Annotated in this window: 19 protein-coding genes; 11 read left to right on the forward strand and 8 right to left on the reverse strand. The window is 41.3% G+C overall.

The features are described from left to right. Nucleotides 1-17: 17 nt before the first annotated feature. The 10 genes from BLQ18_RS09485 (at nucleotide 18) to BLQ18_RS09540 (ending at nucleotide 10,071) form a co-directional block, all read left to right on the forward strand. Nucleotides 18-1,985, forward strand: coding sequence for a heavy metal translocating P-type ATPase (locus BLQ18_RS09485; protein ID WP_090294760.1), 1,968 nt, complete (start codon nucleotides 18-20; stop codon nucleotides 1,983-1,985). A gap of 883 nt (nucleotides 1,986-2,868) precedes the next feature. Next, nucleotides 2,869-3,222, forward strand: coding sequence for a single-stranded DNA-binding protein (locus BLQ18_RS09495; protein WP_036385938.1), 354 nt, complete (start codon nucleotides 2,869-2,871; stop codon nucleotides 3,220-3,222). Between the two features lie 63 nt (nucleotides 3,223-3,285). Then, nucleotides 3,286-3,735, forward strand: a complete 450-nt coding sequence (locus tag BLQ18_RS09500; protein WP_090294766.1) for a JAB domain-containing protein — start codon at nucleotides 3,286-3,288, stop codon at nucleotides 3,733-3,735. Between the two features lie 150 nt (nucleotides 3,736-3,885). Next, the gene (locus BLQ18_RS09505; RefSeq protein ID WP_090294768.1) at nucleotides 3,886-4,083 is read left to right on the forward strand and encodes a hypothetical protein; all 198 of its coding nucleotides are present in this window, start codon (nucleotides 3,886-3,888) and stop codon (nucleotides 4,081-4,083) included. Between the two features lie 306 nt (nucleotides 4,084-4,389). Then, nucleotides 4,390-4,569 (forward strand): hypothetical protein, encoded by a 180-nt coding sequence (locus tag BLQ18_RS09515; protein ID WP_067036202.1) that lies wholly within the window; start codon nucleotides 4,390-4,392, stop codon nucleotides 4,567-4,569. A 471-nt stretch (nucleotides 4,570-5,040) separates the two neighbouring features. Further along, nucleotides 5,041-5,628, forward strand: a complete 588-nt coding sequence (locus tag BLQ18_RS09520; protein ID WP_090294774.1) for a BfmA/BtgA family mobilization protein — start codon at nucleotides 5,041-5,043, stop codon at nucleotides 5,626-5,628. Nucleotides 5,629-5,630: 2 nt separating this feature from the next. Beyond that, on the forward strand, nucleotides 5,631-6,650 hold the full coding sequence (mobB, locus tag BLQ18_RS09525) for a MobB family relaxase (RefSeq protein WP_090294777.1): 1,020 nt from the start codon (nucleotides 5,631-5,633) through the stop codon (nucleotides 6,648-6,650). An 11-nt stretch (nucleotides 6,651-6,661) separates the two neighbouring features. Then, nucleotides 6,662-8,248, forward strand: a complete 1,587-nt coding sequence (locus BLQ18_RS09530; RefSeq protein ID WP_090294780.1) for a type IV secretory system conjugative DNA transfer family protein — start codon at nucleotides 6,662-6,664, stop codon at nucleotides 8,246-8,248. A 226-nt stretch (nucleotides 8,249-8,474) separates the two neighbouring features. Then, the gene (gene pnuC / locus BLQ18_RS09535) at nucleotides 8,475-9,068 is read left to right on the forward strand and encodes a nicotinamide riboside transporter PnuC (protein WP_090297496.1); all 594 of its coding nucleotides are present in this window, start codon (nucleotides 8,475-8,477) and stop codon (nucleotides 9,066-9,068) included. After that, a complete protein-coding gene (locus BLQ18_RS09540; RefSeq protein WP_090294782.1) occupies nucleotides 9,052-10,071 on the forward strand; it encodes an acyl-CoA dehydrogenase family protein in 1,020 nt (339 codons plus the stop codon). Before pnuC ends, BLQ18_RS09540 begins: the two co-directional genes overlap by 17 nt. 47 nt (nucleotides 10,072-10,118) lie before the next feature. On the opposite strand, the gene BLQ18_RS09545 is transcribed toward BLQ18_RS09540, so the two are convergent. Then, on the reverse strand, nucleotides 10,119-10,685 hold the full coding sequence (locus tag BLQ18_RS09545) for an AAA family ATPase (RefSeq protein ID WP_090297501.1): 567 nt from the start codon (nucleotides 10,683-10,685) through the stop codon (nucleotides 10,119-10,121). A gap of 262 nt (nucleotides 10,686-10,947) precedes the next feature. Here BLQ18_RS09545 and BLQ18_RS09550 point away from each other — a divergent pair, with 262 nt between their 5' ends. Continuing rightward, nucleotides 10,948-11,784, forward strand: coding sequence for a DUF932 domain-containing protein (locus BLQ18_RS09550; RefSeq protein WP_090294785.1), 837 nt, complete (start codon nucleotides 10,948-10,950; stop codon nucleotides 11,782-11,784). Between the two features lie 308 nt (nucleotides 11,785-12,092). On the opposite strand, the gene BLQ18_RS09555 is transcribed toward BLQ18_RS09550, so the two are convergent. The 7 genes from BLQ18_RS09555 to BLQ18_RS09585 all read right to left on the reverse strand — a co-directional run bounded on the left by BLQ18_RS09555 (nucleotide 12,093) and on the right by BLQ18_RS09585 (nucleotide 21,753). After that, nucleotides 12,093-14,927 (reverse strand): type I restriction endonuclease subunit R, encoded by a 2,835-nt coding sequence (locus BLQ18_RS09555; RefSeq protein ID WP_090294787.1) that lies wholly within the window; start codon nucleotides 14,925-14,927, stop codon nucleotides 12,093-12,095. Nucleotide 14,928: 1 nt separating this feature from the next. Beyond that, on the reverse strand, nucleotides 14,929-15,840 hold the full coding sequence (locus tag BLQ18_RS09560) for an Abi family protein (RefSeq protein ID WP_090294790.1): 912 nt from the start codon (nucleotides 15,838-15,840) through the stop codon (nucleotides 14,929-14,931). Between the two features lie 216 nt (nucleotides 15,841-16,056). Further along, entirely contained in the window at nucleotides 16,057-17,244 is a 1,188-nt protein-coding gene (locus BLQ18_RS09565; RefSeq protein ID WP_090294793.1) for a PDDEXK-like family protein, read from the reverse strand. An 8-nt stretch (nucleotides 17,245-17,252) separates the two neighbouring features. After that, entirely contained in the window at nucleotides 17,253-18,524 is a 1,272-nt protein-coding gene (locus tag BLQ18_RS09570) for a restriction endonuclease subunit S (RefSeq protein WP_090294795.1), read from the reverse strand. A 2-nt stretch (nucleotides 18,525-18,526) separates the two neighbouring features. After that, a complete protein-coding gene (locus BLQ18_RS09575; protein ID WP_090294798.1) occupies nucleotides 18,527-20,089 on the reverse strand; it encodes a type I restriction-modification system subunit M in 1,563 nt (520 codons plus the stop codon). A gap of 216 nt (nucleotides 20,090-20,305) precedes the next feature. Continuing rightward, nucleotides 20,306-20,797 (reverse strand): hypothetical protein, encoded by a 492-nt coding sequence (locus tag BLQ18_RS09580; RefSeq protein WP_090294800.1) that lies wholly within the window; start codon nucleotides 20,795-20,797, stop codon nucleotides 20,306-20,308. Further along, nucleotides 20,797-21,753, reverse strand: a complete 957-nt coding sequence (locus BLQ18_RS09585) for a hypothetical protein (RefSeq protein ID WP_090294802.1) — start codon at nucleotides 21,751-21,753, stop codon at nucleotides 20,797-20,799. Before BLQ18_RS09585 ends, BLQ18_RS09580 begins: the two co-directional genes overlap by 1 nt. Between the last annotated feature and the right edge of the window lie 177 nt (nucleotides 21,754-21,930).

Consider the following 21,930-nt stretch of genomic DNA (forward strand, 5'->3'; position numbering starts at 1 on the left):
TTACGACCTTACCGTCTATGAAAAAGAAAAAAGTAAAACTACGTGATCTAGGTTCAAAGGAACGCCAGGGCGAAAACGGACACGAAAGTGGCCATAACCATGGTGGTCCTGAAGGTGTATCTAAATTCAAAACCTATTTACCGGCCATTTTCAGTTTTGTAATGCTCATCATCGGCATAGCAGTGGACTATTTTGATGCTTTCCCGTTTTTCAAGGGCTGGATAAGAATCGCATGGTACACCCTTGCCTATTTGCCTGTTGGTTTTCCTGTCATCAAAGAAGGTTGGAACAGTATAAAGCATGGTGATTTCTTTACTGAATTTTTCCTGATGTCCATTGCCACTTTAGGGGCCTTTGCCATAGGCGAATACCCAGAGGGCGTGGCGGTAATGTTGTTTTACGCCGTGGGCGAACTGTTCCAAAATGCAGCAGTCAATCGGGCAAAGGGAAATATTAAGGCCCTTTTGGATGCGCGACCGGACGAAGCTTTGGTGCTTCGTAACGGGAATTTCGTTACCGTAAACCCCGAAACCGTCGAGATTGGCGAAAGGATACAAGTACGTGTGGGTGAGAAAATCCCCTTGGACGGTATTCTCTTATCCGAAAGAGCTTCCCTCAATACGGCGGCAATTACTGGCGAAAGTAAGCCCGATACGATAAATAGAGACGAAAAAGTCTATGCCGGAAGTATTAATCTTGAGGGTGTTATCGATGTAGAAACCTCCAAAGAATTCAAGGATAGTTCCATCACTCGAATCTTGGATATGGTACAAAACGCTACAGCCAGAAAATCAAAGACAGAACTGTTCATTAGAAGATTTGCGAGAATTTATACGCCCATTGTAGTTTTCCTTGCCATTGGATTAACGTTCTTGCCCTACTTTTTTCTAAATGACTATGTATTTAGGGATTGGCTTTATCGCGCTTTAATATTCCTTGTGGTTTCCTGTCCCTGTGCCTTGGTCATTTCCATTCCGCTCGGCTATTTTGGTGGTCTGGGAGCGGCATCCCGAAATGGGATTCTTTTCAAAGGTGCATCTTTTTTGGAAGCAATCACCAAAGTGAACACGGTAGTGATGGACAAAACGGGAACCGTTACCAAAGGGGTTTTTAAAATCAAGGAGATCAAGACTGCCCAATTTGAGGAAGCCAAGTTTATGAAATACTTGATGGCCATGGAGGAACAATCTACCCATCCCATAGCAAAAGCAATTTTGGAATACAAAGCCGAAGGAACGGATATAAAGGCAACCGATGTTTCGGAAGTTGCCGGAAAGGGATTAAGGGGAACGGTCAATGGGAAAACAGTGCTGGTGGGCAATAAAGCGCTAATGGCCTCAAACAACATTGATGTGCCTCCAGAAACCGATGATATTGTAGATTCTATTGTAATGTTGGCCATTGATGAAAAATTTGCAGGCTATGTTACCATTGCAGATGAACTCAAGGAAGATGCCCATCTAGCCATCCAACAAATCAGGGATGCCGGGATTTCGAAAATCATAATGCTTTCGGGTGACAAAGATTCCATAACGCAACAAGTCTCGAAAAAGTTAAACTTTGATTGGGCAAAGGGCGGCCTATTACCAGAAGATAAGCTCGGCGAAGTCGAAGAACTCAAAAAACAATCAGACACCAAAGTGGCCTTTATGGGCGATGGCATTAATGATGCGCCCGTTCTGGCCATCAGCGATGTGGGCATTGCCATGGGAGGCTTGGGTAGTGATGTGGCCATTGAAACAGCAGATGTCATCATTCAGACCGACCAACCGAGCAAGATGGCACGGGCCATTAAAATAGGACGCTCCACCCGAAAGATAGTTTGGCAAAATATTGGGCTCGCTTTTGGCGTGAAGGCATTTGTGCTCATCCTTGGAGCGGGAGGCCTAGCCACGATGTGGGAAGCAGTTTTTGCTGATGTGGGGGTTGCCTTATTGGCAATATTGAATGCTGTTCGACTTCAGCGGATGAAGTGGAACACTTAGTTTCAAAGAGGAACTATTTTTTGGGCTAACTTATATTTCAGCCGTTGTTGGCAGCTCCATGGTTGGCCAAGACCTTCAATAAAATTGTACATGAGACGCTTCGCAGGTTGAGACACCCAAACAACTTTCCTTGTTTTGGAGGGGACTTCAGGAAGGTTAGGGGTCTGATTCTTCGAGAAACGGCGACAGGACTTATGAGACAATATGAAAGCTTCCGGGCATAAAGAATCTTATCCGAACAATTACGAAATGCTTATCACTGTAGATGAAAAATAATCCGGTCGTAGGGTAACTCCAATACTTTTGTTCCCTTATTGTCGTAATGTTTGATGAAACTTCATTTGGGCAAAACGGAAGTCGCCCAAACGGATTTTTGGTGCGTCCTTCCTTTGCAAACCCTTCTTGGGGTTTTGCCTATAAGGCCGCAAATCCGCTTGTCCGCCCATCAAATTTTAAGGGTCCCGTAATAAAAGAAGCCCTGATTGTTTTTCGGGGCATCGAAAAACAGGGCAGGGCCCAAGGACTTCCAATCAGGACACCATCGCCTGCAGTCGCTTAACTTCCCGTACGCTCCCTTGCCAATGGGTCGGATGGAATTCCTAGGGCCCTCATCGAACCTGTCAAGGCCAAGGCAGGTTTTGTCCATAAATAGGGTTTCCACTTCCTTGAAAACCTTAAGGTTTTACTACGTCGCGGAGCCTCCCGATTTCTGTCCAAAAGCCTTGACAGAACCCCCTTCTTTTATTGTGCTACGCACGTAAGAAGCAAACAAACGCCCCTTAAAATTTGGGAGACAAAAACCAAAAAAATAGAGGGGAAATTTTTAACCCTGTTTGCTGATCTGTCCATACTGGAGGACGGCAGGCCTTTAAAACTTTTTATCATGAGTACATTGAGAAACAAAGTGCAACTTATCGGAAATGTGGGGCAGGACCCCACCATTACAGACCTTGACAAGGGGAAACGTGTGGCACGGTTCACCATGGCCACCAATGAACATTACAAGAACTCCGAAGGGGAACGGGTGACCAATACCGAATGGCACACCATCATCGCATGGGGAAAACTGGCCGACATCATCGAAGGTTTTGTGACCAAGGGCAAGGAAGTTGCCATCGAAGGGAAATTGACCTCCCGATCCTATGAGGACAAAGAGGGCAATAAAAAGTATGTGACCGAGGTAGTGGCCAGTGAGATCCTGCTTTTGGGTGGTGGTGATAACAATACCACCGAGTAAAATGGATAGGGGGTGTCCAGTCTTTGGGCATCCCTTTCTTTTTTCATCCTTAACATATTTGAAATGGAACACCGTGTCAATGAAATACAGATCAGTTATCGGGAAAAGCTCAGTACCCTGAAATCCCTGTCCGTGACGAACTCCAATGAGGTAGCGAATCTATTGTTCCAAAACTGGGACAACAAGACCATAGGCCTGCACGAGACCTTTAAGATCGTGCTGCTCAACCAGTCCAATAAGGTAAAGGGCATTTACCCCTTATCCCATGGGGGCATCACAGGTACCTTGGTAGATCTGCGCATCCTTTTTGCCATTACGCTAAAGACTCTTTCCGTGGGGATCATACTCGCCCATAACCATCCCTCTGGGCAACTCAAGGCCAGTTATCAGGACAAACAATTGACCCAAAAAATCAAAGAGGCAGCACAGCTTTTTGACGTCAAGATTTTGGACCATATCATCCTTGCCCCAGACGGACGGTATTACAGTTTTGCTGATAATGGAATTCTTTAATCCAATGGTCATGGAAGCGAATACAGCGAATACAGAAATGACGGAATTTGAAAAATGGTTGGAAGAACAATATGACCCAAGGTATTACCCCGATGGGTTCGATCCAAGCCTATATGATCTGTGAGCAATGAACTATCAAAGTTTTGAATAATGGTCTATTTGAACTTTACCAACCTTGATAGCGAGACCCAGGAACGTTTGCTTTCCGTATCCAAAGAAGATGTGGAAAGCCGTTCCGGGACCGAATTGCTCCAATTTGCAGAAACGCATGATAAGGACTATGATACCCTCTTGGAAGAAGAGGCAATGCGAAATCTCTACAGTTATGATTTCGTATTCAATATGTGAATGCCAAAACACACCATCGAAGCCCATCCATCACGATGGGCTTTTTTTATGGGTTCATGGTTGGTTTTTAGGTGGGTCGAACACCCAAAAACCAATTTGGGAAATTCTTGTTTGCAAAGTATTGGGCAACCCCAAAGTATACCTATCCCTTATTTGACCGCAAGTTCGCCCTTCAAAAATGTTCCCATCAAAAGACTACGGCATAAACCGTTCGTACCTCACTCCTTATTCCGTTTCCTTTTGAGCTGAAATTTTTGTGAAGTGCGGGGATGCCCTCAAATAATTAATAATCTAAAATCATGTATTATGAAAGCAATTGTAAAAAAGTCATTGGAAATCCCTGCAAAGAAACATCCAAAGAAAAGCGTTGTCAAAAAGACAGCGGATGCCACGGTGGACAAAACCTACTCCCTGGTGGTCAATCTCTGGATATTTCGGTATGAGTATTACAGGGAACAGACCAATACTGTTCCATCAGAGGACTGACGGGAACAAGACCCTTGAAAAAGGGTCTTTTTTTTGGCGTTCCCGTGGAACTCCCGACGTTGTGGAAACCCAAAAATGGACGTTTCATATTTGCTGCGGGCAAATGATGCCATTTGCCCGCAGAACGCATTTTTGTGCCTGAAGGAATGTGGGTATATTTAAGATGCTACATCGTAGCAAAGTTTGCACGGCAACCCAACTTGATCTGACTTTCCAAAAGTCCGTGCTCCATAGGGTAAAATATGAAAAGGGACGGCTGTCTTTTTAAGATGGTTTGTGCGATGCTTTTTGGGCCTTTGGCGCAAAAAGGAGAAGCAAGAGGATAGCGTGCTGGCGCAGCGCTACCGATCATGGTTGCTTCGCAAGGCCCTGTTTATGGGGGTTTCGGGGAATCTTGAAGATTTCGGGCATTTGGTTTTTGTTGAAAAAATGGGCCGGGCCCAGTAAAACCAAGGAATTTTTGTTGAAAAAATGGATAAAGGATATGAAAAAGAGACGTTTGCGGGACTGAGGATCAAAATCTCGGTGGCCATGAAATTTCGGAGCTTTTCCAAACGGCAAGGAAAGTCCCATTCCATGACCTTGTTGGCCATGGTGGAGTTCTTTGATCATAATGGTATATCGCCCGATGAACGGATGCACGAGACCATTGCAAGCCTTAAATATTTGATCAAAAGGCGATTCAATGCCATGGTGGCCATCATGCGCAGTATCGAAAAAGAGCAGACCCTGCCCACGGTCAGTATGATACAGGCCCTATTTCAGCAGGAACTGGAATCTGGGGATGGCGAGGAATGGGAAGGGGACTTTGAGTTTTTTGAAAAACAACTGACCGAGATCAATACCCCCTCCAATCCTGAACTCTTGGACAAGGAGACCACGGTGCCCAAGATCGTGCATGAACGGTTGAGGGAACAAATGGAAGAATTGAAGCAGGATTTTACACATGTCCTGGACCATGTGGCCATAACCAAAAACCATTTTGGGAAGGATCAACTCAAAGTGGATCTCAAACCTGGGGCCATTGAACAGTACCGTACCAAACTCAAAAATCTATAAGTATGTACATCGCCATCACAAGACAACACTTGGGAGATAACTATCATGGCAGTGCCAGTGATTTTATCAAGTATTTGGAAAAGGAGAACGAAGGGAAGGCTCCAGAAGAGCAGGAACTTTTTTTCAATCAAACGGAAAATGACATTGATGCCCAACGGGTCATTGCCGAAATCGATGCCAATACCTCCAAGTTGTCCAAGCGAGATCCTAAGTTTTATTCCATTATGGTAAGTCCCTCACAAGCAGAACTGAAACATATCGGGAACGATTCCGAAAAACTGAAAGAGTACACCCGGGAACTGATGAAGACCTATGCTGCCTCCTTTTATCGAGACAAGGAAGTGACCGTAAAGGAGGTATTGTATTTCGCGAAGTTGGAACGGGAACGAACCTATTCCGAAAAAGATAAAGCAGTTAAAGAAAACCAACCCATTGCCAGTAAGATCCTGGCACTACAACATAAGATTAGGGACATCAAACAAGGTAGGGAGCATGGGGATATCGGTAAACTCAAAGAAAAAATACAGGCATTGGAACTAGAAGCGCCCCATAAACAGCATGGCAAACGTATCGTTCCAGGCATGGCCAAGGAAGGCCACCAGAGCCATATCCATATCATTGTCAGCCGTAAGGATGTGACCAATTCCCATAGCCTTTCACCTGGATCTAAATTTCGGACCTCCGAGACAACATTGAACGGGGAGAAAGTAAAGCAGGGCTTTGATAGGGATAAATTCTATCGTGCCTCTGAAAAAACTTTTGATAGACAGTTTGGGTATAGAAGAAATTTTGTGGAAACCTACCATGCCCGAAACTTGTTGGACAAGAATCCCAAACAGTTCTTTGCAGCGCTATTGGGTTTGCCCACAAACGAGAAGCAAGTGGCCAAACAATTATTGTTCAAGGCCGGTGTCCATGTTCCGAGCATCCCCACAAACAAGGCCCAATTGGCCTATAAGGCCATGATGCAACTGAAGAAAGGAATCGGGAAGGCTATGGAATCGGGATCGATTGGTATGTAAAAGATAAAGATATGGAGCATTTAGGATGGATTGGAACTATAGGTTGCCTGTTGGTTGGGGGAGGGATTTCGGTTGTGGTGAATCGGTATCTCGAATATGGCTTTGTGATTTGGGCTTTGGGGATCGTACTTTTGGCCATGGCCAATGGTTTGATTTTGGGATGGGATGATTTAATAAAAAGGACATTGACCCTATGGTTGCCTTTGATGTTCCTGCACATCATCATTTATAGTTTTGTGGACTATTTCAAGGACGATAAGAAACCTTCCAAAACCTTTGTAGTAAAGATGAAAGTGCGTGGCAGACCCTTGGTTATGGAGAATATTCGAAGAGGAGTTTCCGTAATGGCCTCTGCAGGGAGTGGAAAGACCGAAAGTGTCATCTATAATTTTTTGAGGCATTTTCAGAAAGCGCATTTCTCCGGGATTATACATGATTACAAGGATTTTGAGATCACGGAAATGGCCTACCCCTTATGGCAAGATGAAAAGATTCCCTTTCGGATTGTTTCTTTCGGACCTATATATCATCGAGTGAATCCAATAGCCCCAAGATACTTGCCCGATGAAGAAAGTGTGCATGAGGTATCACGGGTGCTTTTGGAAAATCTGATGGAACATAAGGACTCAGATGAGAATAGCACCTCACGCTTTTTTAAGGATGCTGCAGAAGGGTTGGTCAGCGGGCTGATATGGCGTCTAAAAAAAGACTACCCGCATTATTGCACCTTGCCCCATCTGATAGCTTTGTTCCAACAGTTGTCCACCAAAAGCCTGATCAAATTTCTACGAGGAAACATTACCGCAAGGGCCATGGCCGATGCCTTTATCAGTGGTGTGGGTTCTGAACGACAGACAGCAGGAGTACTCAGTACCCTGGCCAATGCCATTAAAAAGATCAGTACACGGAAGATTTTTATGGTGCTTTCCGCGGATGAGATTCCCTTGGATATCAATAATGAAAAGAATCCTGCAGTCATAGCCTTGGTCAACAATCCGCAAAAGGATGCTTCCTTATCTCCGGTTATTGCCACCATCATCCATACCATCTCCAAACAAATGTCCCAGCGCAATCGTAAACCTTCCTTTATGTTGTTGGAAGAGGCTTCCACCTTACGGTTATTAAACATGCATCGAATACCTGCTACTTTACGAAGCTATGATATTGTGAGTGTCTATGTCCTTCAGGACAAGATCCAAAATGATATGATGTATGGGGAAAAGGCGAGTAAGGCAATCCTATCCAATCTATCCTATCAGTTTTTTGGGAAGGTGAACGACCCAGATACAGCAAGATACTATGAACGCTTTTTTGAGCTGGTCAAGATTCCGACCCGAAGTGTGAGCAAGAGTTCAGGGCTCAACTTGGAAAGTCGAATAACGGAAGGGGAGAAGGAAGTGTCCAAACGAAGGGCAGAGGTGTTCTTTCGGTTAAGGCAAGGGGAGTTTGTGGTGTTCGCAGATGGAAAAGATCGGAAGGTGCGGTTTGTCAAACCAGAAATTCAAAAGGGATTACCTAAACCTTTAGAGGTAACTGAACTGGAATTGGAACAGCATTATTTAAAGGTACACCATGATATTGGGACGATTTTTAAATAACCTAGTTTAGGAATGTTTGCATTTCAAATATGTATTTCCAAAAAACAATTCTACCTTTATACAATAACACAAGGGGTGTCCGTAAGGGCTGAGATTAAACCCGGAAGCACTTTGCTTCGCACCTGATCCAGATAATGCTGGCGTAGGGATTTTGGAAAAGCCGATTCAGGCCTTTGTTCCATTTTGGGATTCCGATGTCATTATAATTAGTAGAGAAACCCAAAAAATGGAAATATTTTCACAATTAGTTGTTTTACAATGGGTAGGAACCGCCTTTGGTGTGGTTCAGGTCCTTATGGCACGCCAGAACAACGTACATAATTACCTTTTTGGAATCATTGCCATATTGATCAGTATTTGGGTGTTGTACCAATCCCGATTATATGCCGACATTCTTCTAAATCTTTACTATTTGGTCATGAGTATCTATGGTTGGTTCTATTGGAAGATGGGAAAGCAACAAAAAGAATCGCCCATTTCTTATTCTGATGGTAGAGATCATGGGATTGCAGTAGGCATTGTATTAGGATGCTTTCTCATTATGGCCTATTGGTTGGGACAACATACGGATTCCGATGTCCCCTATTGGGACGCCATGGTCGTTGCCTTTGCTTGGGCAGGGATGTGGTTAATGGCCAAACGAAAGATAGAAAACTGGATTTATTTGAATATTAGCAACTTGATTTCCATACCACTGTTAGTGTACAAAGAACTATACATATATGCGGGATTGACAACGTTTTTATTCTTGGTGGCCATATCGGGTTATATCAAATGGTCCAAAATCATTGAAAAGGAATTGGATGGAGCCGCAGCATAGCATTCAACAACGCTGTTTTGGGAAAAAGGAGTTTCCAAAAGAAGTTCTGGATTGGATCGATGCCGAAAATTTGTGGAACCTTTGGGTGCCAAAAGAATATGGTGGAATGGAAATGTCCTTGTCCGAGGGCTTGAAAACCTTACATTCACTTGCCCAATGCGATGGTAGTCTGGGCTGGACCGTGACCTTGTGCAGCGGAGCCAATTTCTTTATTGGGAATTTAAAGCAGGGCGTTGCGGACGAGATTTTTTTAGAATCCGAAAAAGCGGTTCGCTTTGGGGGGAGTGGAGGTGCATTTGGGACTGCTGAGAAAATGGACGATGGCTATATAATCAATGGACATTGGAAGTATGCCACAGGAGCACCCTATCTGACACATTTCACTTTGAACGCAAAGATTCAGGAAGGAGGCGAGGATATCCTTTTAGAGGATGGTAGCCCTATGAAACAATCTTTTGTGCTCAAAAAAGATGATGTCGAAATTATACGGGATTGGAATGCCATGGGGTTAAGGGCTACGGTTACCGACTCTTTTGCAGTGCGATCCAAATGGGTGGATAACAAGTACAGTTTCGTATATGATGAATTTTATCTGCCTCAGCCCATCTTTAAAATTCCATTCTCGGTATTTGCAGATTTGACCTTATGGGTCAATTATTTGGGGATGGCGGATCACTTTTTGAAGGAGGCTCAAATGTTTAAGAAGTCAAATACCTTTTTTAATAAACTTCAAGATATTTTGATTGGTGCTAATTATCAAGTTATGATATTTGCAAAACAGCTGGAATATAGTATTGAGATTGGACTATCTGTACCGATTGATTTTATCAATGAAATACATCATGAGGCTTCTCGGTCTATTGGTACTATTTCGAAAGCAATCATTGAAGTATTTCCTTTTTTGGGCATTCGAGGAATCACGGAAGGTCAAACAGTGAACCAAATATTTAGGGACTATTTCACGGCTACACAACACCACAATTTCCATGGTAAATTGGATTGAGAAATCCCATTTTAAAGCAAAGCAATTAAATTTTAGGTTTAAGAAAATTAGGAGTTCTGGATGTGATTCAAAATGAAATCCGCCCTTTCTTTTACAGAGGTCTTGGGAACTTCAATTAGGTCGTATAGATGGCTGCGATAGGTCTGGATGATTTTGTTGTAGGTAAATACAGCCTCATTCCAGTCTTGTTTTCGCTGTTCATCCGTTTGATAAATTTCTTCCCAAGGGGGTAAAATAAAAACATGGTCGTTGTATCTGGCCGTTTCAACGTAGGTCCTCATTTCTTGATCAATTGGAATACCTTCCAAGGAGGCGTAACATAGGGCATCCAAAAAGCCACGGTCAAAAAAAAGGAGAGTGGTTTCCTTGTGGTCGTTCTTGGCCTTTTCAAAACTTGCAAGGGAACGATGAAACATCATTTCCATATAAAGCTTTTTGTTTTTCCAAGGTAGGGCATCGCCATCTACGGCCTGTTGTTCCTTGATGAGTTCGCGGGCGATTTCCGGGACTACTGCCATGCCTCTTTGCTGTAGTTCCTTTAGGAGCGTAGTCTTGCCCACTCCCGGGCCTCCAGTGATGACATAAAACGGATTGTGATTTTTGGTACGTTTCAATGCTAAGGATTTGGTTTTGTTTGGTTTTTTAATGGTCGGCAATATTACGAACTTCTAAAGAATTGATGGGTTGACAAAGGACGGTCCGGAATAAGTGTTCCATCAATAGGTGTCGAAAGGTAAACGTCGCAGCCTGTTGTCGGACAAGGGACGGCATAAACCGTTCCTTGCGTCCCTTTATATTCCGTTTCCTTGCCACTCCTCAGCCTGTCTTCCGTTTGCTGCGTCCGGCACTTATTGTTTAACCTTAAATCCATAAATTATGTATTTGAACAGATTGCAACAGGACGAGGTCTTTGTACCAGCTGAACTAAGACCTTTGGAAGAATTGACCGGAATACCCACTAGAAAGGGTATGGAACAGGCCGTTGTGAGCCATGGAAAGATTGTGAACGTGGTCTCAAAACGTTATGGGCATATCCCGAATGAACTGTTTTTTGGGAAAGCCGAGAACCGGGTCATCAAAACCGGTCTGGAATATTCTCGCCAGACCATTAACCGCTCTGACAGAAGTTTCAGTATGGACTTCATCCTGACCGATAATACCCAGTTTTCCGTGGGGAACCGAGAGGATGCCATCCTGCCCATGCTCCGATTCACCAACTCCTATGACGGGAGCGAACGCACCTCTGGACATTTTGGGTTCTACCGCAAGGTATGCTCCAATGGCCTGCATGTGGCCAAGACCGAAATAGGCTTTTCGATCAAGCATCATAAGAACAGTGTCCATTTGATCATGCCTGAACTGGAAGGGCTTTTTCAAAAGTTCATGGATAATGAGTTCTATACCATATCCGATAGATTCCATCAAATGATGACTGTGGAACTATTGGATACCAAGGCCTTTGTGAAAGAAGTGCTGGAGCAGACCAAGCTTTTCCGCTATGAGTGTAGTGATACCAATGATGACCCCTCTAAAAGAGCTCGGGAGGTTATTGACATCCTTAATTATGAGGCCATTCAGCTAGGTGTCACACCGAACCTTTGGTTGGGTTACAATGCCTTTAATGCCGTGCTCCATAGCAGTCTCAAAAAAAGCTTTTCACGTCAGGAGCGTTTAGACAAGGAGTTGTTCCAGACCGTTTATGAAATGGCATAAAGCCATCTAGGGTTTCTCCGGTGCCTATGGGAAAACCGGAGATTTAAAGGGTGTTGGGAAGTTGGGACAAATTGTGCTTTTGAGGGGGTAGGGGAATGACTTTTTCTATGTGCACTGTCGTTTATGTTTGAATAAGCGGGTTCATTGCCACACCACGCTGTCTTTATCAGCCGTCTGTGCCCCCATCACCCGCAAGGTGCTGGCCCATCCTTAACCGCGGTGTGGCAACTAGGAGATAAAATTACGAAAAAGGGTTGGGGACATCTGTACTAGGGCGATGATAAAAGGACTTTCTTACTCTGTACTGTTTACCCCATCCCATCAATAAACGTTTCTACAAAGCCTTTTACCTTCCCTAATATCCGTTCAGATAAAGTTGCTCTATCCCTTAGGCTAGGCCTCTCATTCATTACGGCAATGATCTCATCACGTAATGGTTCTTTCTCTGTAAAAAGATAATTGCTTACAAGGTCGACCAACTTTTGATAATCCAAGTTTTCCTCTTTTGCCAAGTTCATTATGGCCTTTTTCTTCTCTACAGTCCAAAAGGACTCAAACTCATTGGCCACTAGTTCGGAGTCCGTTATCAACGGTAGATTTTCCGCAATAAACTTCTCAATCAGTTCTTTTTTGCTTCTTAATTGCGATTCTGAGGCCAATATGTCTGAAATCGCTTTTCGCTGTTCTTCTTGCTCCTTTGGCGCTGAATCGTGGAGTTTGGCCAACAGGGTCAAGATATAGGTTACATTTATTTCATCCCTACGAATCAGTTCCAGTTCAAAATCGATGTCGTTCAAAATGGATACTTTCTCCTTTTGGGTCTCTGATTTTATGATATCATATAAATCCAAATACTTGCTCTTGTAGTTCTCGAAGGTTTGCTCGTCCATGCCCAAATCCTCAAAACTGAACTCGGTGAATGTGCCCAATACATTTTTCACACGCATCAACTCCCTAAAGGCCTTTACAAACTCCAGTTCTTCAGCTTCAGATACCAAATCGTTTACACTGTCAAAGGTTGGAGCAATAGCCTTTACTCGTTCCACGGCTTCATCAAACTTTTCAATGTAGTCCTCATAAGGTTGAACCACAATTTCTTCAATGGCTTCTTTGTTGGAAAACAAGGTAATTGCCTCATCAGTGGCCTCTTTTAAATTCCTAAAGGCCACGACATTTCCCTGGGATTTGACCTCGTCCAATATGCGGTTGGTGCGGGAATAGGCTTGGATCAAGCCGTGATACTTTAAATTTTTATCGACATAAATGGTGTTCAATAATTTACTGTCGAATCCTGTCAAGAACATATTGACCACCAACAAAATATCCACCTCTCTGTTTTTAACACGTTTCCCTATATCCTTGTAATAGGAATAAAACGCATTGGTGGAATAATTGGTTTTGAACATTTGGTTATAATCGGAAATATATTCGTCCAATTTATCCCTTGTATGCTTTGTATCATATCTAGACGACGGATCTTTTTCAAGATCCTCAAAATCTTCGTCAGGAATAAAACCCATAGCATCCTCATCCAACTGATTGGCCTGGTAAGAGTAAATGGTAGCTACTTTTAAATCGTGTTCTCCTGATACTTTTTTAGCTTGGAACAACTCGTAATAGGTAATAAGTGTCTTAACGTTCTGGACGCAGAAAATGGCCGTATATCGTTTGTTGTGCGTTTTACGGTTGTGGTTGTTGATGATGAAATCCACGTTGTTCTCCAGTCGTTCAGGAGCCTCCAGCACTTCTGCGGTATTGATGTCCTCCACTTTTAAGTCCACAACCTCTTCTTTAAGCTTTACAGTGTTCATGTACTCAATGGAAAACTTGAGCACATTTCTATCCCGTATGGCATCGGTAATAACGTATTTATGCAAACACTCCTCGAACAAATCCTTGGTGGTTCGTCTACCCAGTTTGTTCTTTGTTGAATTGTCGGCAAAAATGGGAGTACCCGTAAAACCGAACATCTGTGCATTGCCAAAATAGGTTTTAATGGCATTATGGGTATCGCCAAACTGGCTGCGGTGGCATTCATCGAAAATAAACACGATACGCTCGTTTTTTAGCTGATCCACTTTCGCCATATGTTTGGGCTTGGAGATGGCCGTGTTCAATTTTTGTATGGTGGTTACAATAAGCTTGGTGTCATCGGAGAGCTGTTTGACCAATGTGCTTGTATTGTCCGTGGCATCGATACTGCCCTCGCTAAAGCTATTGAACTCTTTGATGGTCTGATAGTCCAAATCCTTTCGGTCTACCACAAAGACCACTTTGGGCACATCTTCTAAATTGGTTAGTATCTGGGCGGCTTTAAACGAGGTCAATGTCTTTCCCGAACCAGTGGTGTGCCATATATAACCAAATTTGTTACTGTTTTTCACACGCTCTACGATGGCTTCAGTAGCATAATACTGATATGGGCGCAATACCATTAGGATATTAGAGGTGTTCAGCACGATGTATTTGGTGATCATTTTGGAGAGATGGCAAGGCTCCAAAAATTCTTTGGCAAACTCACTTAACTGCGTAATGATGTTGTTCTCCCTATCCGCCCAAAAGAAGGTTTGTTTAAAGGAACGTGCTTTTACAGGGTTGTTTGCAAAATACTTTGTATTTACGCCATTGCTGATGACAAAGAGCTGCACGTATTGGAACAATCCACTTCCCGATCCAAACGAATGTCTTTCGTAGCGATTGATTTGGTTAAAAGCCTCTTTCATTTCCAAGCCCCGCTTTTTAAGTTCAACCTGTACTAAGGGCAGACCGTTAATGAGTATGGTGACATCATAGCGGTTTTTATAGGAGCCCTCCATGGTGACCTGATGGGTAACTTGATACTGGTTTTTACACCAATGCACTTGGTTGATCAACTCCACGTATCCCGTTTCCCCATTGTCTTTGGGGTAGGTAATTCGGTCACGGAGGGTTTTAGCCTTTTCATAAATGTTGCCCTTGGAGAGCTGATTTAATATTTGCTTAAACTCTGCATCCGAAAAGGTGGTCCGGTTGTGTTTTTCCAACTGACCCTTTAAGTTGGAAACGAGTTGATCTTCATCTTTAATGATGACTTTTTCGTACCCTAAGTCCTGTAGCTGTTCAACTAGGTTTTCTTCTAAAATGTATTCGGGTTGGGTGGTCATACTATTTCCAAAGGGGTTCTTTTTTCCAATCAGGTTTCATTCCAAGTGCATCAGGATCAACATTCGGAAATTTTGTGAATAACTCAACTAATTTTTCTCCAAAATTATTATTGGGCTGAACGGTGTCCAATAAATATTTCATCAAACACAAATGCACATATAGTTTTGAAAATTCATGTTGTTTGGGCACATTGTCCAAATCGCTTATCCAAGGATTTGGCGGTTTTGGCAATAATTTTACGGTGCCAGGCAGGTTACGGTTCCATAGCCTGGAATGGTGGGCGCAAAAATTGCGTATTTGAGCTATGGATTGCAACCAGCTGGGAAGGTAGGTATGGTTTACAGCCCCGAACTCTTCCGCAATGGTATCCTTTGATTTTATGGTGTTTTTTAAATTTCCATATAACTTGGACAATGAACCAAAGCTGGTGTGTTCCAACGATTTCCATGAAGGGGGAAATCTTTGGTCATCCTTGTGCTTTTTTAAGTGATTTTTTATCGTCTTGTCCTTTGTCCTGCTGATTTCCTCCTCAAGATTGAATAGGGTTTTGACTAAAGCCCTACTATCCGAAAAAAGTTCAAAATTCTGAAACCACCATGGATCGAATTCATGGGAGAGGTGATAAATTAATTTAGTGCGAAGACTGATCTCTATTTTTTCAATCACTCCAAACAAAAGTAATCTTAATTCGGCATCGAAATTGTATAGAGCAACTACATCATCAAATTTACTGTCAGCCTTAAATGTATGGTTTTCTTTATCCTCTTGCATGACATACCAATATTCCCCCAAACGGTAATAACTGATATGCGACAAATACTTTAACGCAATGGCATCATTGGAAAAGTGGAGCCCCCTATCCTTTAATTGCTTTAATTGTTGTTCCTTGGTAAATGCGGGCTTTTCAAACATTTGTTGTATAGTTTAAGGTAAGTAAACTAAAGCCCATAAAGCAAAAGACACACCCTGGGACGCTGTTCTTATGATGTAGCGTGGTGTGTACTGTTAGTGCAAAAATACTACTTTTTACCATAATTTGCCATAATTTATCGTTTTTAACATTTATTCCCAATACAAATCGACGCTGCAACAAATCTCCTATAAACTGATGTAAGCCTTATACTTACACTATTTCAAAGAAGCCAAAGGAGCCTCACTGACCTTACATATCTCCAATAATTTCTCTTCAACAAACGCAATCAAATCTTCCCTTTGGCTGGCATTAAACAGCTTGGATCTCTCACTTACCTCATTAAAATACAGAATATCCCTGTTAAATGGCCAAACTTGGCTTCCCCTAAACCCTGACTGAAAATATTCTAGTTGCCCCAAGATTGATTTTATAGGGGCTCTTTCCACTTTATCTTGAGCTGCTATTATACCATAGATCGATTTTTGCCAAGGTATTTTGGATTGCCCTTCGAGTTTGATAGCAATATTTTCTGGCCACTTAACATTGGTAATGGTTATTCCCGTCCATGGGTCATTTAAATCATCGTCCACTTGTATATTCCAATCGTCATCCAACTCCCTTTCAAGACGTTCAGCAATCTCATCCACAAACTGTTTGGTAGTTTCCAGCTCTACATCGGATATTGCATTGCCAATGTTTTGGGCAGCATTGTAATTTTCCTTGACAAGCTTGTGCATTTCTTTTTCCATGGCTTTATCGGTTAATTGGTTGGTCAGTCTCTTTAATAAAATAATGTATTGCCGTATGGACTCCCTAAGAATCGGTTCTTCTGCTGATTCCTTTAAACAAGCTTCCAGCCAGTCTATGATATCTGTCTTAAATGCAAGACAATGGTAGTCCTTATCCAAAACCAGTTTGCCTTTACTCTCGGGTGAAGCATCAGAACCACCGAGCGTTAAGTAATATACCGTGTTGTTTTCCTTATTGTGGTTGCAATACCGTTGTAGTTGAACATTTTGGTCGGCTGCATAGATTTTATTCTCTATGCAAATGCTGTTGACATGGTCGGTTATATAAATATCTACTCTGCCTCCTAATAGCTTGGCATCATCTCGTTTACCAATATGTTTTTCCAAGATAACACTAGCCTTCTCCAAATGGATGGTGTTATTGTCCACGGATTCCAAGAACAATCGTAAAAACAAGTTCCCTTTTGCATGCGAACCTTTTGGATCGAGTAATTCCCCCAAGAAAGCGGAATGGGTACCGTTCTCTTTGTGTTCCATGTTAAGAATGGAAAATATATTAAAGTTTTCCCCTTTCAGTCTCGATATCTCATTGTGGTGGGCAATGATTTTTTTGGCGTCCTTGATCAGTTTTTTTTCGTTGGTGTACTTCATCATCAATAGGACTATACAAACATTTGCTGCAACAAGCCTTTTTTAAACTGTTGGTTTTGACTTATTTGAGTTTGTACCACAGCTATTTTTTTATCGATGGCAATTAAAAAATTGGCGATTTGGGTTTGTTCTGGATAAGAAGGAATGAAGAACTTTATTTCTCCTAGTCTTCCAGTCGAAATTCCCAAAACTTTTGTTCCTTGTGCAATTTTCATCACTTGTTTCCTTATCATCCAGTTTTGAAGCAAATATCCAGAAAACCCTAAAGCCATTTTATGCTTATTTGGTCTTGCATGAAAAGTGTGTAACCCAGAAATTACTTTTTCACTATTTAGGTTTACAACCTCAATGGTTTTTCCAATATCATCATAATCTTCAGATGCATCAGCGATTAATAAATCTCCTAATTGCAAAAAAGATTCTTTTTTGACTTTACTCAAATCAACATCATTGTTTACATAAGGCACCAATTCTTCATTAATATCAAATAGGGTTGAAAATTTAGTGTGAATGTCCCCATAATGAACGTTTCTCACCTTACCTGATTCATAGTTTAATTTGTCTCTGGAAAAAGAATTGGTTGAATAGAATGAATATATTTCTTTGAATTTTTTCTCCTCCCAATCAGGATAAGCACTTCCATCTTCTTTCGTAAATCGCAATTCCCCAGAAAAGATTTGCTGCATCACCCCTTTTCTGTAGTCTTCCAACAAACGTTTCTTTTGATGTAATTGCGCAATTTTTTTATCAACCGTTGCAAGGAAAGTGGCTATTTTTTGTTGTTCTACTAGGTTCGGTAGGTTTAGCTTTAGACCCTTTAATTGATGATTATATAAATGAACTACTGAGTTGCCCTGCGCTAGTGAAGCAATATCCTTTTTCTTTGCACTATTTAGATAATACGAAATAAACAAACCATCTTGCTTAGTCCTAACAATATTTAAATCTCCGCCTAATGCCACATCATTTTTAAGAACACATGAAGCGGTAGCAATATCCAATTGAGTTTCTCCAGAAGATGGAATTATCACATCATTTATTTTGCTTAGAACTAATTCATCTTTGGGTAAATTAGTTTTTGAAACAATCTCTTCGATGATTTCATTGTAGTCTGTATATAATTCACCATACCTAATGCACTCAGTTTGTCCATCATCAACAATATCAGATTTTGAGATATTTTTACCCTTTGTAAAAGCGGCTATATCTCCAAATAATACACCATTCCAATTTTCTGAAAACTCGGTAAACCGCAGTTTCGGCACCCGTTTTTGTTCTTCCATAGTTAAAACGGGGTTTTAAGGTTGAGTTGTTGGCAGAAGTCGGCAATCATCGCATTGGTTTCGGACAAGTCTTTCTGTAGGGATTGTAAATCGGCGGCCACTTGGTCCAAATCCACAGGTTCCTCTTCTTCAAAGGTGTCCACGTAGCGAGATATGTTGAGGTTGTAATCGTTTTTGGCTACCTCGTCCAAACTCGCTACGCAACTAAATTTATCTTTTGTGCCTCGGGTGCGGTAAGTGGTAATAATAGCATCAATATGTTCATTGTTCAATTTGTTTTTATTACCATCTTTCTCAAAACCTTGGGAGGCATCAATAAACAAAATATTATCGCTATGCACCCTGCATTTGCTCAATACCAAAATACAGGTGGGAATGCTGGTGCCATAGAAGACATTTGCTGGCAAGCCTATTACTGCATCCAAATAATTCAATTCTTTTATCAGATATTCCCGAATCGTACCTTCGGCACTTCCCCTAAACAATACACCGTGAGGTAATACACAGGCCATGGTGCCGTTGTCCGCCAATTGGAATAGCATGTGCTGTACAAAAGCAAAATCGGCTTTACTGTTAGGTGCTAAACGCCCATATTGGCTAAAACGTTCGTCGTTTTCGTTCAGAGGGTTATTTTTCCCTTTCCATTTGGCCGAAAATGGTGGATTGGCAACTATGGCCTCAAAACGCATTTCCAAATGTTGGGGTTGTTCCAGCGTGTCCTCCTGCCTAATATCAAAATGCCTATAATGAACATCGTGCAAAATCATGTTCATCCGAGCCAAATTGTAGGTGGTGCGGTTGAGTTCCTGCCCGAAAAAATCATCAACCGGCACCTCCCTGCTCACACGCAACAGCAGCGAGCCGGAGCCACAAGTGGGATCATATACACTCTTTAGGCGTTTTTTACCCGTGGTCACTATCTTGGCCAATATTTTGGAGACTTGTTGAGGCGTGTAAAATTCTCCTGCCTTTTTACCCGCTCCACTGGCAAACTGGGAAATCAGGTATTCGTAAGCATCGCCCAGCACATCCGCCTCGGCATCCTCCAAGGCAAAGTCTATTTTATCCAAATGGAACATCACCTTGGAGATAAGGCTGTTTCGGGCTTCGGTGCTTCTTCCCAGTTTGGTACTGTTGAGGTCTAGATCCTCAAATAGTTTGTTGAAATCATCCTCACTTTCCGTACCCATGGTGCTTTGCTCAATACCGTTGAGAATGCTTTCCATGTCAGCAAGGATAAAATTGCTCTCGTTTTCGGTATTAGCATTGCCCTTTTTGGCAATGGAGCTAAAGAGTTCATCAGGTTTTAGATAGTACCCCAATTTTAATAAGGATTCTTCCTTGATGGCTTCCAAATCGCCTGCATCGGTAACCAAAAGGTAATCCTTAATTTCCTCGGTTTCCAGTAAAGAGTTAGCGTATAGATATTGTTTTTCGGAGAGGTATTTGTAGAAAATAAAGCCTAGAATGTAATCCCTGAACTCGTCGGCATCCATTTTGCCCCTCAACTCATTGGCAATGTTCCACAATTGCGTTTCCAGCAGTTTCTTTTGTTCTTCGGACATGAAGTGTATTTAATTCTGGGTAAGTGAAATCTTATTATTCTCAAATATATGGAAATGGTGGGTATTTTGATGTTATTCATTTTCCATGCTTCCAAGGCGCTTTAATACATGTTTAACTCTGCCCGGCTGATTTGAGATAGTACCTTTTAGTAGCTGAAAAAAGGTTTTTATCCACTGTTCAAAAGGCTGATAACTGGGTATTCTTGTTGTTAGTATTCATTTTTGCATTTTTAAAATCTTTGTCAAAATCAGTAAACATCTGTAAAGTGTCATAGCAATAATGATTAATCCAATCACATTATAGAAGAATACAAATTTCAAATATTCTTTTGGCAACCCTAATTTTAATGCATAACCAATGACCGAAATTGAGATTAACGATTTTATGCAGTTTTTTAAAATTCGGACTGTTGTAAAGTAAAGTTCAGATGCAAAGAACAAATCAAATAAAGATTCATCCTCTGAATAGTTATTCTTATTTATATTTGAGCTACTCTTAAAAGTTATTAAAACAGTTAAGAGAGTAAGAATAAAGCCAGCACTTGTCAGTCCAACATTTGCTAAATCAGATGTCATTGATAATGAACGTTCATCTTTTGGCAAATTAAAAAGTCCATTATTAAAAGTCAATAACAAAATGACTCCTATTATTATGGAAATAATAAAATCGTACAATACCGGTCTTCTGAAATATTTGTCGAGCATCATCAATTAAATTTCACCATAAACTCGTTAAAATCCTCTTCTATAAGTTCGTACCAATTTCTTTTCTTTTTTAAAGTTGACATCTCCACATCATATTCTAGCTCCTTTTTTTCTCGAAGTAAATTGAAAAGTTCTTCGTTTCCTTCTTTGTCCTCGTATTTAATTACAAAATCCTCAAAACAATCGATGTTAAAAGGTCTTGCCTTAAATTTTCCAAGAAGTGTTTTTACCATTGAGTTTGCCTCTTTGTTTAACTCCTTACTTGTGATATTTCCTCCAGGTGTTTGAAAGTAGGTCTCAACTCTTATATAATTTGGTTTGAGCCTATTCCCAATAGTATTGATACCAGTAAAATACTGACCTTTAATATCGTTGTCCATTTGAGCAATCTTACTCGGCTGAATCTTAATTTGCATATTCAAAACATTTTGAAGATTTTCCAAGGTTTTGTCAATTGTATTACTCATATACAAATTGACATCTAAAGCCTTTGAGAGTTTTAATTTGTCCCTTGCGACGTTCCTTAAGTAATATTCAACATCAGACATTCTTGGTCCATAATGGTTGTACTCAATGCAAACAACTCCATAATTTCTGCTATAATCGATGAAAAAATGAGTTTCTTCCGCAATTGAACCAAGTGTTTTAATAGGCACCAATTTAAATTCATCAGCAGGTTTAATTTTTGGAACTCGTCCTGAACGTAGAAGTGCAAGAGTACATCTAATTCTTCTTTCCTTTGGCATAAATACTGCGCTCGTCATAAACAATTCACGTGGACTTTCATTTTCTCGATTCCTATGTTTATCAATCAAATAGCCTTGACCTTTATGCAGTTCGTTTGTTAAGAAAGTAATTACATCTTTTAAAATTGTTGTACTACTATATTCACTTTCAAGCTTTGAATAAGCTGTAAATTTTAATGAGTAGAAGTGGAATTTTAATATTTCTCTTGGCATTTATTCAATTGGTTTTTATTAGTACTCACGACTTGTTTATATGGCCAACTTTCTTCTAAATAGGATTGACTTTGCCAAAACTTTGCATTTTAAAAACAAGGCACTGTTTTTGTCGTTTAATAAAATTTGGGGGAGATGGCGTTAAATGTAAGAATTTTCTATAAAATGAAAATGTGG

This window comes from Flagellimonas zhangzhouensis (genome assembly GCF_900102925.1).
Classification (GTDB): domain Bacteria; phylum Bacteroidota; class Bacteroidia; order Flavobacteriales; family Flavobacteriaceae; genus Flagellimonas; species Flagellimonas zhangzhouensis.

Coding starts and splice junctions, on each gene's coding strand:
- BLQ18_RS09485 (WP_090294760.1), top strand. CDS start 18: ATGAAAAAGAAAAAAGTAAAACTACGTGATCTAGGTTCAAAGGAACGC.
- BLQ18_RS09495 (WP_036385938.1), top strand. CDS start 2,869: ATGAGTACATTGAGAAACAAAGTGCAACTTATCGGAAATGTGGGGCAG.
- BLQ18_RS09500 (WP_090294766.1), top strand. CDS start 3,286: ATGGAACACCGTGTCAATGAAATACAGATCAGTTATCGGGAAAAGCTC.
- BLQ18_RS09505 (WP_090294768.1), top strand. CDS start 3,886: ATGGTCTATTTGAACTTTACCAACCTTGATAGCGAGACCCAGGAACGT.
- BLQ18_RS09515 (WP_067036202.1), top strand. CDS start 4,390: ATGAAAGCAATTGTAAAAAAGTCATTGGAAATCCCTGCAAAGAAACAT.
- BLQ18_RS09520 (WP_090294774.1), top strand. CDS start 5,041: ATGGATAAAGGATATGAAAAAGAGACGTTTGCGGGACTGAGGATCAAA.
- mobB (WP_090294777.1), top strand. CDS start 5,631: ATGTACATCGCCATCACAAGACAACACTTGGGAGATAACTATCATGGC.
- BLQ18_RS09530 (WP_090294780.1), top strand. CDS start 6,662: ATGGAGCATTTAGGATGGATTGGAACTATAGGTTGCCTGTTGGTTGGG.
- pnuC (WP_090297496.1), top strand. CDS start 8,475: ATGGAAATATTTTCACAATTAGTTGTTTTACAATGGGTAGGAACCGCC.
- BLQ18_RS09540 (WP_090294782.1), top strand. CDS start 9,052: ATGGAGCCGCAGCATAGCATTCAACAACGCTGTTTTGGGAAAAAGGAG.
- BLQ18_RS09550 (WP_090294785.1), top strand. CDS start 10,948: ATGTATTTGAACAGATTGCAACAGGACGAGGTCTTTGTACCAGCTGAA.
- BLQ18_RS09555 (WP_090294787.1), bottom strand. CDS start 14,927: ATGACCACCCAACCCGAATACATTTTAGAAGAAAACCTAGTTGAACAG.
- BLQ18_RS09560 (WP_090294790.1), bottom strand. CDS start 15,840: ATGTTTGAAAAGCCCGCATTTACCAAGGAACAACAATTAAAGCAATTA.
- BLQ18_RS09565 (WP_090294793.1), bottom strand. CDS start 17,244: ATGATGAAGTACACCAACGAAAAAAAACTGATCAAGGACGCCAAAAAA.
- BLQ18_RS09570 (WP_090294795.1), bottom strand. CDS start 18,524: ATGGAAGAACAAAAACGGGTGCCGAAACTGCGGTTTACCGAGTTTTCA.
- BLQ18_RS09575 (WP_090294798.1), bottom strand. CDS start 20,089: ATGTCCGAAGAACAAAAGAAACTGCTGGAAACGCAATTGTGGAACATT.
- BLQ18_RS09580 (WP_090294800.1), bottom strand. CDS start 20,797: ATGATGCTCGACAAATATTTCAGAAGACCGGTATTGTACGATTTTATT.
- BLQ18_RS09585 (WP_090294802.1), bottom strand. CDS start 21,753: ATGCCAAGAGAAATATTAAAATTCCACTTCTACTCATTAAAATTTACA.